This window comes from Psychroserpens burtonensis DSM 12212, from assembly GCF_000425305.1.
Lineage (GTDB): Bacteria > Bacteroidota > Bacteroidia > Flavobacteriales > Flavobacteriaceae > Psychroserpens > Psychroserpens burtonensis.
Genome location: NZ_AUDE01000009.1, coordinates 26112 through 42232 on the forward strand (window position 1 = coordinate 26112; position 16121 = coordinate 42232).

The window sequence follows — 16121 nt, forward strand, 5'->3', positions numbered from 1 at the left end:
ATTAGTACATTTGTTTCAAAGATAGTTTTTAATGCCAAAAACCAATAATAAAAAAGTTTGTATTGTTGCGTCCTCTCTATCTAAAGGTGGAGCAGAACGATCCAGTGCTGTTTTGTCGCAAATGCTTTATAGCTTGGGTTATGATGTGCATATTATAACAATATTACCTGGTGTTGATTATGAGTATTCTGGTAGACACTTGAATTTAGGATTATTAAAAAACGAGGATGATTCTTTCTTCGGAAGAATAAAAAGATTTCGTGTTTTTAGAGATTATATAGCCCATCAGAACTTTGATGTGATTATAGATAATAGATCTCGTAATCTAGCCTACAGGGAACTCATAATATCAAAATTGGTTTATAAAGGACCAGTGGTTTACGTTATTCATAACTTTAATACTAAAAAAGCTTTTTCAAAATACACGTGGCTCAATAAGTGGCTTTATAAAAACCAATATATGACCGCTGTCTCTCAGGCAGCTTCTGATAAGTATAGGGAAGCCTTCGATTTAAAAAATATTAGAACGCTTTATAACGGATTTAATTTTGAAAACATCCAAGCTTTAGCAAATGAAGATATTGTAAGCAATCTACCTGAAAAATTTATTGTTTTCTTCGGAAGAATTGACGATAAACATAAAAACCTAAAATTACTACTTGACAGCTATCAACAATCAGACTTAAAAAAGCATAATGTGAAATTGCTAATTTTAGGAGCTGGTCCAGATTTAGAAGTAATAAAAACGTATGCTACTCAATTAAAACTGAGTAATCATATTGATTTTAGGGGATTCATAAAAAACCCATATCCTTATGTGAAAAAGGCGAAATTCTCAGCTTTAACCAGTAGATTTGAAGGATTTCCAATGGTTATACCTGAAAGTTTATCTCTAGGAGTTCCTGTGGTTTCAGTAGATTGCAATTCAGGGCCAAAAGAAGTCATCAAAACTGGTTTTAATGGTATTTTGGTAGAAAATAATAGTACAATTAGATTGGCGGAAGCTTTTGATAAAATGATATTAGATCCTGAGTTCTATAATAATTGCGTGTCTAATTGTGAGTCAAGTGTCGAGCAGTTTTCAATAAAACATATCATGCAATCTTGGGTCAAATTAATAAAAGAAGTGGTAAAATGACAGATATAAAAAGTATTAAGTTAATCGAGATTCCTAAAATTTCTGATCCAAGAGGTAATTTAGCAGTTATAGAAAAAGACTGTATTCCATATGCTATTAAAAGAGTTTATTATTTATATGATGTCCCCAGTGATGCATTTCGAGGAGGGCATTCTCATAAAGAACAACTAGAGTTTTTAATTGCACTAAGTGGTAGTTTTGAAGTTGTACTTGATGATGGTAAAACAAAACAACGAATAACACTTAATAAACCTAATAAGGGATTACTGATACCAACGGGAATCTGGAGAGAACTTGATGATTTTTCGTCTGGTGCTGTTTGTTTGGTGTTAGCCTCGGGTGAATTTGATGAAGGTGATTATATTAGAGATTATAAAATTTTCAAATCATCTAAAAGCTGATAGGTATATTTTTTTTTTAATTAAAAACCCTTGTAAACCTTTAAATCTCTTTATCCAAAATGTTGGTAGTTTAAGTAAGAATTTTTGTTTTGAGTTCAATGATGCTAAGTCAATAGCGTTTAAAAGATTTTGATAAGATGTCAAATCACCATGTAACTTTCTTTCTACAGCCATGGAATATCTATTACAATCTAAATATGTTTTTAAACTTTTGTTTTTTAGTTCAAGATGCTGATAACGCTCAATTATTTGTATCCTTTGCTTTATGTGAGAGGATTGTGATAAATGATTATTAGAAGCAGAAAATAATCGGGTAGCAGAAATCACATTAGAAAAAGCGACTGTTTCTTTAAGAGCTATTCTAATCCATAAATCGGTATCCTGTCCTGATTTTAAGGATTCGTCAAAATAACCATATGTATTAAATATAGTTTTTGGTATTGCAGTAGCAGAGGTCCAAGCTATGCTGTCTATTAAGCTATTTTTAAAATAGTCTTCTACAATTCCTTCAAAATCATCTTCTATGTCATTATAGATTGCTTTTACTACAAGTTCACTAAAATATATTTTTTCGTAAGCCTTACAATACATTCCACAATTAGGATAACATTCAAAAAGTGCCTTTAAATCTTCTAAGTGATGCGGTTTCCAAAGGTCATCTCCATCTAAAAAAGCTATAACTTGTGATGAAGAATTTTTTATTCCAAAGTTTCTTGCATGGGATACGCCCTTATTTTCTGTTGTGTAGACTTTAATGCGTTTATCATTAAACGTTTCAACGAGACTTAAACTATCATCTGTAGAACCATCATTAATAACGATGACTTCAAAATCAGTATAGGTTTGAGCCAAAACACTAGACAGTGTATAACTGATTTCTAACGCTTTATTATAAAGAGGAATAACTACCGAAAAAAATGGATTCATGAGTTTAAATCTTGATAACAAATGTAACTTAATTTATAAAACTGTAGTACGCGAATATCTGGTTTGCTACTGAGTAAATTCTTTTTAAAACTGTTTTTAAAACTTTTGTATATCCAAGAGAACACGTAATTGAGTCTTAGCTTTTTTAAGGATTTATAGGTATTGTAAAGGGTGTTTTCTGTGTCTTGGATACTCTTGTTTATTTCTAATTTTAAAAGTGTGTCAACGGACTGTTCAATTTTATTTAAATAACTTTCATTAGCTTCTAAACCCAAATGATAGACTTCATTATCAATGTGAAAAACGGTATTTTTGTTACTTTTTAACAAGGCTCCAAAGTAATTATCGTAACCATAACCTCTTTGAGTAATTTGTGAATTAAGGGTTATAAAAAGAGCTTTTGTAATCATAAAGTTAGCGGAAATCACAATTTTAAAAGGAGCTTGGTTTCTTATTAGAGCTGGGACTTGTTCGTTAGATGTTCCATAGGTCCATCGTAACATGAAATCGTCTTTTGGTGGTTCTAGCGCGTATGCAAATCCGCCATAAATTGCATCATATGCAGAGGCTAATAAAGACGTATAATGAGCTATAAAGTGTTCAGATTTTGGCATGACATCTGCATCCAAAAACAAGAGCCTTTCATAATTGGCTTGTTCAGCAAGTGCTTGCCTTGTGGCGACTCTTCCGAAGTTATGATCTGAAATATGATAAGACGTAAATTGGAGTTGTTCTATTTCAGCATTTAAAGCACTAATTTTTTTATCAGAGTAGTCATCTAAACAGATCATCTCAAATACTATTTGACTAGACATCAATTGCTCATGAAGCACAGTCGTAAGGGCTCTGATGTCACAATTATAAATAGGAATAAGAACTGATAACATAGAGGCGTTTAAGTACTCAAAAATACACTTTTTATAATATTTTATATTATGAAATACCTTTGTATAAGTTAAAAGAGATCAAACACAATTAAAATTTAGTCTCTTCATAGCTAATTTTGTAAATAGTATGACTTGGGAAATATCTAAAAGTAATAAGCAAGGTGCGATGACAAGAAGCCTAGTGTGTCGGGTTTTAACTTTTGCGCTGCACAACTTCAAAGACCTTATTTTCGTCACACTTTAGTGTTTTACTTGGATATTTTAGAAGTAAAGCGTAATCGTGAGTTGCCATTAAGATCGTGTTACCATTATTATTGATATCACGCAACACTTCCATGACTTCTATACTGGTTTGAGGGTCTAAATTACCTGTTGGCTCATCGGCTAAAATAAGTTCAGGATCATTTAATAAAGCTCGAGCAATAGCAATACGCTGTTGTTCTCCACCAGATAACTCATGAGGAAACTTAAAGCCTTTGGTTTTCATAGCGACTTTACCTAAAACAGCTTCAATACGCTCTTTTATTTTCGTCTTATCTTTCCATCCTGTTGCTTTTAAAACGAATTCTAAATTGTTATTTATAGTTCTGTCTGGTAATAATTTAAAATCTTGAAATACAATACCCAATTTTCGTCTTAAAAACGGAATATCGTTCTCTTTCATCGTTCTCAAATTATAATCCACAACATGGCCTTCTCCTTCGGTAAGTTGTAAATCGCCATAGAGTGTTTTCATAAAACTACTTTTCCCACTTCCTGTTTTACCAATGAGATAGACAAAGTCACCTTTGTTCATTTCAAAATTAACATCAGATAACACCATGCTATCGCCTTGATAGATAGATACGTTTTTGAGTTGTAAAACAGTTTCAGACATTGTAATATGAAGGTTTTAATAGAATTGTAAATGTATTATAAAAACTAAGAACTACCAATATGCTAAATCTAAAATACACAGATAAAAACAAAAAGTGTAACGCAATCTTATATAAGACGTCTTTTTAATAACCTTGTGTATAATTATAACACGATTTTCTCGTTATAGATAAGAGAAAAATTATCTTTAGCATCAATAAAAAATAGAACTTAATGACGTTTAGAAAAATAAGTTTTTTACTTGGCTTTTTGCTGTTTGCTTTGCATTTGCAGGCGCAACAATCGGCAACCTATACTAGTGATTTGGTGTCGTATCAAAAGGCACTCACACTTTATAATAACCAACAATATCAAGCAGCACAATCGCTATTTGAAGCGATTAAAGAGGACGCTCCAAACGACACGTTAGAGTCTGATTGTGCATATTATATTGCCAATTGTGCAGTGCGATTGAATCAGCAAAATGCAGAGGATTTAATTCAAGATTTTGTTGATAATTACCCGACGAGTACAAAACGAAATACAGCTTTTTTAGATGTAGCAGATTTTTATTTTGCTAACGGAAAATACGCCTATGCAAGAAAGTGGTATGATAAGGTGGATGAAAATAGCATGGCAAGAACAGAGCGTGAGAAATTCTATTTTAATTATGGATACGCATTATATGCTACTCAAGACCAAGCAGGAGCACAGAAGTACTTTAATAAAGTGCTGACGTCAAAAACCTATGGTTCTCAAGCCAAATACTATATTGGATTTATGGCTTATGAAGGTGACGATTACGATAAAGCGAACGCATACTTTGATCAGGTAAGTAATGAAGATAAATACAAAGAGAAGCTATCGTATTATCAAGCCGATTTAAATTTTAAGTTAGGTAAGTTTGAAAAAGCAATAGAGCTTGCTAAAGCTCAATTATTGAATAGTAATCCACAAGAAAAATCACAATTGTCTAAAATTATTGGAGAGAGTTATTTTAATTTAGAAAATTATTTTGAAGCCATCCCGTATTTAAAAGATTATAAAGGAAATCGTGGGAAATGGACTAATGTTGATTACTACCAATTAGGATACGCTTACTATAAACAAAATGATTTTGACAGTGCAATTTCTGAGTTTAATAAAATCATTGGAGGTGATAATAGTGTTGCTCAAAATGCCTATTATCATTTGGGTGAGAGTTATATTAACTTAGATAAAAAGCAGGAAGCACTTAATGCGTTTAGAAATGCGTCACAAATGGATTACGATTTAAAAATCCAAGAGGATGCATGGTTAAATTATGCAAAGATTAGTTATGAGATTGGAAATCCGTACCAATCTGTACCACAAGTATTGACTAGTTATTTAGATACTTATCCAGCAACGAATTATAAAGAAGAAGTAGAAACGCTATTGATCGATTCTTATATTACCTCAAAAAATTACAAGGAAGCCATTAGACTTTTAGAAAACAAAAAGAGCTTTGAAAATAGAGTGGCTTACCAGAAAGTAGCATTTTATAGAGGTATTGAAGTTTATAATGTTGGGGATTACACCAGTGCAAAAGACTTATTTAATAACTCTATAAAAGAAGCAAAGGATCCTGTATTTACAGCTAGAGCAACCTTTTGGAAAGCAGAAACTGATTATCACCTTAATAATTTTGACGAGGCGTTGATTGGCTTTAAGCAATTTCAACAGCAAGGCGAAGCTTCCGAAGTAAAAGAAATTAATACTATAGATTACAACATTGCGTATACTTATTTTAAGCTAAAAAAGTATAGCCAAGCAACATCACATTTTCAAACGTTTGTCAATAATCACAAGGACGATAAATTACGCTTGAATGATGCGTATTTAAGACTTGGTGATGGCTATTTTGTGTCTAGTGATTATGATAATGCAATTTCTGCCTATGAGAAGGCAATTGCTATTAATGAAATTGAAAGTGATTACGCTACGTTTCAAAAAACAATGAGTTACGGTTATAGTGGTCAAGTTTTTAAGAAAGTTCAAGGATTAAAATCGTTTATTGAGGCGTATCCTAAATCATCATTGCGTGACGATGCGATGTATGAATTGGCAAATTCTTATGTACAGGCCAATGCTACTGATAAAGCGATGTCAATGTATGATCGCCTAAATTCAGAATACAAAAACAGTGTCTTCATTTCAAAATCCTTATTACGTCAAGGCTTATCTTATTACAATGCTAATGATAATGAACGTGCTTTACAAAAATTTAAAAAGGTAGCCAATGAATATCCTTCTACAGAAGAAGCTAGCCAAGCAGTCGCAAGTGCTCGTTTAATCTACATAGATCTCGGTCTTGTAGAAGACTATGCCGCTTGGGTGAAAACCTTAGATTATATTAATGTTACAGATGCTGAGTTAGATAATACGTCTTATTTGGCTGCAGAGAAACAGTATTTAGATACGAACACAGATAGCGCGATTCGTCAATTTAATAACTATTTAAACGAGTTCCCTAACGGAATTCATGCACTCAAATCTCATTTTTATATCGCTGAATTATATTCAAAAAAGGACTTAACAGACAATGCAAAACCACATTATGAATATGTTATCGACCAGCAAAAAGGGGGATTTACAGAACAAGCGATTGTTAAGTTATCTGAAATATATTTAGATAACAAAAATTGGGATCAAGCGATGCCGTTATTGAGACGACTAGAAAACGAAGCCGATTATCCACAGAATATTACCTACGCACAATCTAATTTAATGAACGCATACTATCAAAAAGAAAACTATACAGAAGCAGTTAATTATGCTGAAAAGTCGCTTCAAAATTCTAAAATTGATAATAACGTAAAAAGTGATGCTCAGATTATTATTGCACGATCTGCTATAAAAACAGGTAACGAAAACAAAGCCAAAGCTGCGTATGCTGAGGTTGAAAAAATAGCAACAGGAGCTTTGGCTGCAGAAGCTTTGTATTACAATGCTTATTTTAAAAATAAAGACGGTAAACATGAATCTTCAAATACAACGGTTCAAAAATTAGCTAGAGATTACAGTAGTTATAAATACTACAGTGCAAAAGGCTTAGTGCTTATGGCAAAGAATTATGATGCACTGGGTGATGCTTTTCAAGCCACTTATATATTAGAAAGCGTCATTAGTAATTTCTCACAGTTTGATGATGTTATTAGTGAAGCGCAAGAAGAACTCATTAGAATTAAGACCAAAGAAGCTAAAACGAATTCATCTGTACAGCCTGATCAAAATTAATAACTTAATTAAAAAGCTGCTGTCACTTCGAGCGTAGTCGAGAGGGTTGTATTTATAAAATCTAAAAAATGATTAAACAAATAAAATTTTCAGTAATTCTAATATCCATTTTTACCATATTTTCATGCGGAGACGATGATAGTAATAACCAAGAAACACAAAACATCTATGAAGGCTGTTGTTCCACAGAACCTGTTTTTGGAGCTAACGTAGATAATTTAGATCAATCTGCTGGAGAAATAGAAGTGTTTACAATTGTTACCCAAAATGAAGATGGAATTAACGATATGTTTTCAATAAGAAATATTGAATTGTATTCCAATCATATAGTTACCATTTACAATTCTGTTGATGAGCAAATTTATGAGTCGACAAATTACACAGACTTTGAAGCCATGTTTCCAGGATATCCACAAGGTGAAAATGGAAGAGCATCAATTATTTCTAATGGAACTTATAGATATAAAATTGTTATTGAGAATGAGGAAACATTCCGTAAATCAGGATCATTCTGTGTATATACGTTTCCAGATCCACAACCAAATTTTGAAGGTTGTAATTTAGGTAGTCAATTTGATCCAGTAATAGCAAATCCTCCTAATTAATTCATCAAATCAAACAAATATGAAAAGTTACTTCAAATATATATTCCTAATAATTCTAACCTTAAACGTTGCAATCACTTCAGCCCAAGAACGTGAAAACGATTCTATTGATGGAGGTACAGTAACAGTCGTAAAACCATACACACCTAAAATATCTGATGCGTTTAAAATTAGGGAAATCCCAACCTTGAACGATTCTACAACCGTTAATAAAAAAGTGATTAAGTATAATATTTTTTCAATTCCTGTAGCATCAACGTTTACACCAGCAAAAGGAAAAGCGGCAACGGTAGATAAAGAGAAATCTGTAAAGTTATACGATAATTATGCGTCTTTAGGCGTTGGGTCATACACCACAATTTTAGGTGAAGTTTATCTTAATCATGCCATTAGCAGAACAGAGCGCGTGGGTGGTTATTTTAGTCATCACTCGTCTGCAGGTGATATTGAAGGTGTTAATTTCGATAATAATTTCTCAGAAACGGGTTTGAATGCACATTACACTCAGAAGCAAAGAAACTATTCTTGGAAAGTAGAAGGAGGCTTCCAATTACAGCGTTTTAATTGGTACGGATTACCAGATCAAGATATGGATGTTTTTGATGTTGGTCATTCCTTCTACACAGCAAATATTGGTGGAAACATCCAATTTGATGATGCTATTATTAATAAAGGGAGTGTATTATACAGACGTTTTGGAGATGATCAGGATTCTGGAGAAAACCGGTTTTTATTAAAAACTGGATTTGATGTCCCTGTGGCAGATGAGGTGATTACTACAGAAGTAACCATTGATTATTTGGGAGGTTCTTTTGATAAAAGTTATTTTGGTGATGAAGACCTCAATTATAGTAATATTATTTTAGGATTGGCGCCTAGCTACCAAATGAAACAAGACGATTTAACGCTTAATTTAGGTGTAAACCTCGTATATCTTAACGATACTGAAGCCAGTGATGGTAGATTCTTTATCTATCCAAACATTACAGCAAGTTACCGTTTGGTGGACGAGTTGCTAATTGCCTACGGAAGTATTGAAGGTGGACTAAACCAAAATTCATATTATGATTTTGCTCAGGAGAATCCATTTGTATCACCAACCTTATTTATTGTGCCAACAGACCAAGCGTATAATGCGTCTGTAGGTGTAAAAGGTAAATTGTCTAATAGTATAAGTTATAATGTGAATGGACGTTATTCTGCGGATAATAACAGAGCATTATTTAGATCTAATGCTGCGATAGGTGATGGTGGAAAGAGTTATCAATTTGGAAATTCCTTCGGAATCGCTTACGACGATGTGAAAACGTTTGCCATTGGTGGAGAATTAAATGTTGATATCAACAGAAATTTCAAATTGGGTTTAAAAGCTGATTATTTTGCATATACTACAGAAAACGAAGCCGAAGCTTGGAATCTCCCAGACATTGAAGCTTCTGCATTTTTAGACATCCAAATTGACGAGCATTGGTTTGCAGGTGCCAATCTATTCTTTGTTGGCGAACGTAAAGATATATTGATTGGAGCAGGAGGGCCGTTAATTATGCCTACAGCAACTCAAGTGACATTAAAGAGTTATTTTGATGCCAATGCAAACGTAGGTTATAAGATTACAAATCAATTATCTGCTTTCGTAAAAGCTAATAATATTGCTAATCAAAATTATAACCGTTGGGTGAACTATCCTGTTCAAGGGATACAATTTTTAGCTGGAGCTACTTATCAGTTTGACTTTTAATTATTCCTGCGAAGTCAGGAATCTCATAGCCCAAATGCAATAACATAGAAGGTCATAACATCCAGCTCCTCCCTTCGAGAAGAAAGGAGGAGCTGGATTTTGTTTTACATATTTTTAAATTATCTGTCAGATTATAAATGTGCTTTTTGTTTGTGAAATAGTACGACATGATGTTGGTTTATTATTCGTAATGAGTAAGTTACATAAGCCTTTATAATTTTTAACAAAAAGCATTCCTTCTTAAACTTTAAGAATGAATGCTTTTTGTATTTTTATAATCTATAAAAAAAATCAATGAAAAAACTATCCATACTTATCGTATTATTCGCAATCTTCTCGTGTTCCGAAGAAAAGAAACAAGCTGATTCCATTGTCTTCAACGCGAACATATATACTGTTAATGACACTTTTGGAAAAGCAGAAGCGTTTGCCATAAAAGACGGAAAATTCTTAGACGTAGGAACTACTAAAGCTATAAAAGCTAAATACGCATCAGTTAATAGTATCGATGCCAACGGGAAAACCATTGTACCAGGACTCATTGATGCGCATTGTCATTTTCTTGGTTTGGGTTACAACCAGCAAGCGGTAGATCTTACAGGTACTAAAAGTTTTGAGGATGTAGTGAAGCGCATTTCCGCTTTTCAGAATAAAAATCAGGTCTCTTTTATTACTGGTAGAGGTTGGGACCAGAACGATTGGGAAGTGAAAGAGTTTCCGAAGAAAACATTATTAGATAAATTATTTCCCAACACACCTATGGCATTGACACGTGTTGATGGTCACGCCATTTTATGTAATCAAGCAGCCTTGGATTTAGGCAAGGTAACAGCAGATAGTAAGATAGTAGGAGGAGAAGTTGTTTTAGAAAACGGAGTGCTCACAGGTGTCTTAATTGATAATGCCGAAAATTTAGTGATGAACTATTGGCCAAAACCGTCTCGTGAGGATGCTGTAAAAGCATTACTCGCTGCGCAAGATATTTGTTTTGATTTGGGGTTGACAACAGTTGATGATGCTGGCTTAAGCCAAGAATCTATAGCACTTGTTGATAGCTTACAACAATCTGGCGATTTGAAAATGCGCGTGTACGCTATGGTGTCATTTACGCCAGATAATTTAGAGTACTATTTAGAGAAAGGTATTACAAAAACGGATAGATTAAACGTACGTTCATTTAAGTTTTATGCCGATGGCGCATTAGGGTCGAGAGGTGCTATGTTAAGAGAACCGTATAGTGATAAAGAGAATCACTTTGGATTATTAGTTACGGATTTACAAACGTTTAATCGGGCGGCACAGAGAATTGCAAATTCTGAATTTCAAATGAATACCCATGCTATTGGAGATAGTTCTAATCATGCAGTTTTAAGGACTTATAATAAAGTGTTGGGTGGTAAAAATGATAGACGATGGCGTGTAGAACATGCGCAAGTGGTGTCTCCTGAAGATTTTGAATTGTATGAAAATGTGATGCCATCAATCCAACCAACGCATGCAACTAGTGATATGTATTGGGCAGAAGAGCGATTGGGAGAAGAACGTATTAAAGGCGCTTATGCGTATAAACAATTGTTGAATGCTTATGGAAAAGTAGCTTTAGGAACCGATTTTCCGGTGGAGCAAGTAAGTCCGTTTTTGACTTTTTATGCAGCGGTTGCTAGACAAGATTTGGAGCAGTTTCCTGAAGGTGGATTTCAGAAAAAAAACGGATTGTCAAGAGAAGAAACCTTAAAAGGAATGACTATTTGGGCAGCCTATTCGAATTTTGAAGAGAACGAAAAGGGAAGTATAGAATCTGGTAAATTTGCAGATTTCATCATTTTGGATAAAGATATCATGACGGTTGACCAAAAGGAGATTCCTAAGATTAAGGTGGAGCAGACTTTTGTTGGAGGTGAGAAACTTAAATAAAATAGAGTCAAATGATCAAACGAATTTTAGTAATTATAATACTACTTGGGTCTTTTAATGTGAGTGCTCAGTATGATGATTGGAGTACGGGAGAAATATTCCTTAAAGATGGCACGACCTTAAAAGGTTTAGTGCGATTTCCATATATACAAAAAGATATGCCTTTTTCTGGTAAAGAGAAGTTGAGGTATAAAACGGAGCGCAATAAACCGAGTAAAAAAATTGCAGCCAAGGATATTGATAAGGTGCTTTTAAATATTACGTATTCTAAAAAAGTAAAAGGTAAACGAATTAAAAAAGAACGTGAAGCCATCTTTATTTCAATAAGTAGAAATAAAAAAAATAGCAAGTTTGGTTTTGCAGAATTGGTGATTGATGGTCAAGTCAAATTGGTAAGGCGCGCCGTGTTTAATAGTTCTGGTCAAAGAATGGAAACACTCACAGAATCTTTGTTTGTAAGAGATAATGACATGGCTATTCCTTTTAATTATACAGAACTAAAATCATTTAAAAAACGAGCCAAAGCTTATTTTGAAGATTGTCCAGAGCTGGTTTATAAAATTGAAAATGAGACTTTTAAAATAAAGGATTTAGTTAAAATCGCAGCGTTTTATAACTCTAGTTGTTTTTAAAATTATTTTCAGTGTCTTTTGTTTTACAGCTCCTGTACAACAATTCTGACCAAAAAATCAAAGTGCTCACCATCTAGTATTTTTTTACAGTGTAATCCAACAGCTTCACAAGCAAATTGCAGGCGCTCAAAATCTATATACAGCCATTTCATTGGTTCCTCTTTTTCACCTTTATAGCTTAGAAAATAATCTAATTCTCCATAATAATTGGCGTTGGTATCTATCCAAAGTCCGCCGTCGTCGTCCTCATACATGTATTGAATATCTGAAGAGTCTATCAAAATTTGACCTTTTGGTTTTAGTAATGACTTTAAATGATTAAGATATTTAGAGACTTGAGACACCTCTTGGAAAATTCCAGTACCATTCATTAATAAAAGAATAGTATCAAATGTTTCTGTTTCTTCGAGTAGGTCTTTGCGCTCAACAGTCTTTACGCCTCGTTTTTTAGCAACAGCTACAGCACCTTCAGACACATCAATAGCTTTAACACGAATGCCTTTGTCTTGAAGATACAAACTATGACTTCCTGAGCCACAACCAACGTCTAAAACGTTTCCTTTTACTAACTGTAATGCCTTTTGTTCTAGTTTGGGCATTTCCGAATAACTTCGGAAAAGATAAGGAAGCGGTAACTCATCTTCACCAGAAATATTAGTCGAGGTGATGAGGTCTTCGGTATAATTATTGTTGTTGAAATCTTGTAAGGCTTTCCCGAAAAGGTCTTTCATAAAGTAGTATTTTTGTGTTATGCAAGACTTCATAAATAATCTTCCAAAGCTCGCCAAAGATAAGCATAAGGAAAATAAAACCTTCTTTGCCAAGCTTAAAAAAAAGCCGCCAAAGCAATTGGATTATTTAATGCAGGAACTTCATGAAACAGAATTTGAGCGCACAGACTGCTTAGATTGCGCCAATTGCTGTAAAACCACAGGACCATTATTTACAACAAAAGATATTGAGCGTATTGCCAAGTTTTTTAAAATGAAGCAGCAGCAATTTATTGATACGTATTTGCACTTGGATGACGAGAATGATTATGTGTTACAATCTGTCCCTTGTACATTTTTAGGTGCAGATAATTATTGCTCCATTTATGATGTGAGACCTAAGGCTTGTAGTGAGTTTCCACATACAGATAGAAAGAAATTTCAACAAATATCAAATTTAACGCTAAAAAATGTAGCTATCTGTCCAGCTGCTTTCAATATTGTGGAAGCCATGAAACAACGCATAAAATAAAACTATTTATTATGAAAAGAATTTTTCTTATTGTCCTATTGGTACTACCATCTCTTTCTTTTTGCCAGTCAAATGATTGGTTGACCTCATTAGATGCTGCTAAGCGTTTGGCCTTAGTACAAGATAAAATGGTACTCATGATTTGGGAGGAAGCTGCCTTTGTGCCTCTCCCAGTTACTTTAAAAGACGATAATGGAAAACAAGTATTTATTGATGATTTATTTGAAAATCAGATTTTAATTAATTTGCTCCGTGATTATTTTATTCTCGTTAAAGTTAATGAACAGGAATATGAGGAGCTTTTTCAAGCTATAAAAAACAAACGATCTACAACCTACATTAATAAATTTAATGATGATTCTATAAAAATATTGGATGTCAATGGTATCATCGTTAATTCAAACAAGGAGCCCTATAGAGAATTTTTAAATCTTACAAAATTCATTATAAAATATGATATCAATACTAGTTTTATAAAAGCAGAATTGACGAGTTACCGCAACCAACAAAACTTTGAAACTACTTTGAGTTTAGCCTCAAAATATATTGAACTTGCTATATTCACTATTGAATCTGCACGACAAGACATCATTACATTGTCAAATATTTATCTAGACGAAGCTCAAAATCATCTTTTAAATGATACCATAGAAAATAAATTAGCAGTGATACGGAAAATAGAACTCCTAAAAATTAAGCAACAACTTATTTTAAATAGGCCTAGAAAAGTATTAAGGCAACTCAAACGCATTGACGATATAAAAGCAGATACTGCGAACGAAGAGCTAGTTGCATTTTTATATGTAACAGCATACAGAATTTTAAAAGATGAAGATAATGCTGCGCCATGGCGAAGTAAAGTTTCTTTAATAAATTTGAAAAAATCAAATCAAATTATTAGTAACAATAATTAATATGGAAAGTATATTAAATTATTTTGAGACCATACCATCGTTGCATAGAAGTCTAATTCTTGTTGGTGGACTCACATTATTTTGGTTACTGGAAGGCACATTGCCATTATTTAATTTTAACTACAAAAAATGGAAACATGCAGTTCCTAATTTGTTTTTCACACTCACTACCATTATTGTTAATTTTGGTTTAGCCTTTTTGTTGTTAGGAACAGCTCAGTGGGTTGAGGATACAAAATTTGGAATCATCAATTGGATTCCAAATCTCCCACTTTGGGCTTATGTTTTACTTGGTGTTTTGTTACTCGATCTTATAGGTGCTTATTTAGCGCATTATGTGGAGCATAAGGTCAAACCATTATGGGTGGTGCATTTAGTACATCATTCAGATCATAACGTAGACACTACAACAGCAAATAGACATCATCCCTTAGAGAGTATTATTCGGTTTTCTTTTACCTTATTAGGTGTTATAATTGTTGGTGTACCAATTGCTATTGTGTTTTTGTACCAATCGCTATCGCTAATTGCTACACAATTTAGTCATGCTAATATTAAGCTGCCTAAAAAGCTAGATAAAGCTATGAGTTATGTTTTTATTTCACCAGATATGCACAAGGTGCATCATCATTACAAATTACCTTATACAGATTCCAATTATGGAAATATCTTTTCTATATGGGATCGTCTATTTGGGACATTTATGACCTTAGAAAGGGAATCAATAATTTATGGTGTAGATACATTTCCAGATGAAGAGGCTAATGGTAAAATTGGAGAGCTTCTAAAACAACCGTTTCATAAGTATAGAAAGCCTTCAATCACAAACGCTCCAGAGTAAATATATCTTATATGTTACTATTGCTAACAATAGTTTTAGATAAATACATAAATCGTAGAGTCAAAGAAAGATTATAAAACGACTTATTTTGGTGTTAAGATTACAGAAAAAGTCCATACTTCGGTTTTATTTACCGTTGGTGGATTATTTTGTTAGCCATCCAAAAAAGAAGTTAGTTTTGCTCTCGGGATTATAAAAAAGCTATTTATTCAATATTGTTGACGTTAACCAACGTTTATATATGAGAATAGTATTATTTGTAATCTTTTTTAGTTTAATCACGTCACTAAACTATACTGCACAAGCCCAAGTCGATCTCGCTAAATTAGAGAAAAATGTTAATATTAGAGCTAAAGGGCTAATCCATAATCTTAATACAACTAAAGATACATTAGTACTTAAAAGCGACTCGCTTATCAATAAATTATACTCAGTAAGTATGGCACATGAGCGTGAGATTGATATGAGTATCAATAAAACGTTTGTAAAAATTCCATTAGATCAATTAAGTAAAGGAAAGCATGTGTTCGTAGCTGTGCAGTCGTCTATGCGAATTGTATTTGTAGTTAAGATTTTGAGAGAGGATAAAGATACGCTCTTGGCAATGGCAAATGATGAGGAATTGGTTGCAAAGAATGAGAAGGAGTAATACTTTAATTAGTTTTCATTCCACTCCAAAGAGTAGCAAAAGAAATGATTATTACTAGGATTTAGTAAATATTAAATTGGATATAACGATTACTGCGAAAAATAGAATAGCGTTTGGCAC

Annotated in this window: 15 protein-coding genes; 11 read left to right on the plus strand and 4 right to left on the minus strand. The window is 33.1% G+C overall.

All coding sequences use genetic code 11. The features are described 5' to 3' along the window. Positions 1–31: 31 nt before the first annotated feature. On the plus strand, positions 32–1138 hold the full coding sequence (locus H593_RS0102845; protein WP_028871031.1) for a glycosyltransferase: 1107 nt from the start codon (positions 32–34) through the stop codon (positions 1136–1138). Further along, on the plus strand, positions 1135–1539 hold the full coding sequence (locus tag H593_RS0102850) for a sugar 3,4-ketoisomerase (protein WP_037051409.1): 405 nt from the start codon (positions 1135–1137) through the stop codon (positions 1537–1539). The genes H593_RS0102845 and H593_RS0102850 overlap by 4 nt, the downstream gene beginning before the upstream one ends. Here the strand turns inward: H593_RS0102850 and H593_RS0102855 are convergent. The 3 genes from H593_RS0102855 to H593_RS0102865 form a co-directional block, all read right to left on the minus strand. Next, positions 1525–2466 carry a glycosyltransferase family 2 protein gene (locus tag H593_RS0102855; protein WP_037051384.1) on the minus strand — a complete coding sequence of 314 codons (942 nt, stop codon included), beginning with the start codon at positions 2464–2466 and terminating at the stop codon, positions 1525–1527. The two genes, H593_RS0102850 and H593_RS0102855, sit on opposite strands and share 15 nt — an antisense overlap. Continuing rightward, the gene (locus tag H593_RS0102860) at positions 2463–3353 is read right to left on the minus strand and encodes a glycosyltransferase family 2 protein (RefSeq protein ID WP_028871034.1); all 891 of its coding nucleotides are present in this window, start codon (positions 3351–3353) and stop codon (positions 2463–2465) included. The genes H593_RS0102855 and H593_RS0102860 overlap by 4 nt, the downstream gene beginning before the upstream one ends. A gap of 193 nt (positions 3354–3546) precedes the next feature. Continuing rightward, complete coding sequence (locus H593_RS0102865; RefSeq protein WP_028871035.1) at positions 3547–4230, minus strand: cell division ATP-binding protein FtsE; 684 nt, start codon at positions 4228–4230, stop codon at positions 3547–3549. 212 nt (positions 4231–4442) lie between these two features. On the opposite strand from H593_RS0102865, the gene H593_RS0102870 reads away from it, so the two are divergent. From H593_RS0102870 to H593_RS0102890, 5 genes are all read left to right on the plus strand, one after another. Then, positions 4443–7466, plus strand: coding sequence for a tetratricopeptide repeat protein (locus tag H593_RS0102870; RefSeq protein WP_028871036.1), 3024 nt, complete (start codon positions 4443–4445; stop codon positions 7464–7466). Positions 7467–7534: 68 nt separating this feature from the next. Then, positions 7535–8071: a T9SS type B sorting domain-containing protein gene (locus tag H593_RS0102875; RefSeq protein ID WP_028871037.1), complete on the plus strand. Its 537-nt coding sequence runs from the start codon at positions 7535–7537 to the stop codon at positions 8069–8071. Between the two features lie 19 nt (positions 8072–8090). Further along, complete coding sequence (locus H593_RS0102880; protein WP_028871038.1) at positions 8091–9809, plus strand: porin family protein; 1719 nt, start codon at positions 8091–8093, stop codon at positions 9807–9809. A 294-nt stretch (positions 9810–10103) separates the two neighbouring features. Next, positions 10104–11723 carry an amidohydrolase gene (locus tag H593_RS0102885; RefSeq protein WP_028871039.1) on the plus strand — a complete coding sequence of 540 codons (1620 nt, stop codon included), beginning with the start codon at positions 10104–10106 and terminating at the stop codon, positions 11721–11723. An 11-nt stretch (positions 11724–11734) separates the two neighbouring features. Continuing rightward, entirely contained in the window at positions 11735–12355 is a 621-nt protein-coding gene (locus H593_RS0102890) for a hypothetical protein (RefSeq protein WP_028871040.1), read from the plus strand. A gap of 23 nt (positions 12356–12378) precedes the next feature. On the opposite strand, the gene H593_RS0102895 is transcribed toward H593_RS0102890, so the two are convergent. After that, positions 12379–13086 (minus strand): class I SAM-dependent methyltransferase, encoded by a 708-nt coding sequence (locus H593_RS0102895; RefSeq protein ID WP_028871041.1) that lies wholly within the window; start codon positions 13084–13086, stop codon positions 12379–12381. A gap of 19 nt (positions 13087–13105) precedes the next feature. Here H593_RS0102895 and H593_RS0102900 point away from each other — a divergent pair, with 19 nt between their 5' ends. The 4 genes from H593_RS0102900 to H593_RS0102915 all read left to right on the plus strand — a co-directional run bounded on the left by H593_RS0102900 (position 13106) and on the right by H593_RS0102915 (position 16001). Continuing rightward, on the plus strand, positions 13106–13597 hold the full coding sequence (locus H593_RS0102900) for a YkgJ family cysteine cluster protein (protein ID WP_028871042.1): 492 nt from the start codon (positions 13106–13108) through the stop codon (positions 13595–13597). Positions 13598–13608: 11 nt separating this feature from the next. Beyond that, positions 13609–14511: a hypothetical protein gene (locus tag H593_RS0102905; RefSeq protein WP_147231968.1), complete on the plus strand. Its 903-nt coding sequence runs from the start codon at positions 13609–13611 to the stop codon at positions 14509–14511. A 1-nt stretch (position 14512) separates the two neighbouring features. Further along, positions 14513–15352: a sterol desaturase family protein gene (locus H593_RS0102910; protein WP_028871044.1), complete on the plus strand. Its 840-nt coding sequence runs from the start codon at positions 14513–14515 to the stop codon at positions 15350–15352. Positions 15353–15593: 241 nt separating this feature from the next. Then, on the plus strand, positions 15594–16001 hold the full coding sequence (locus H593_RS0102915) for a hypothetical protein (protein WP_028871045.1): 408 nt from the start codon (positions 15594–15596) through the stop codon (positions 15999–16001). The last annotated feature ends 120 nt before the right edge of the window (positions 16002–16121 follow it).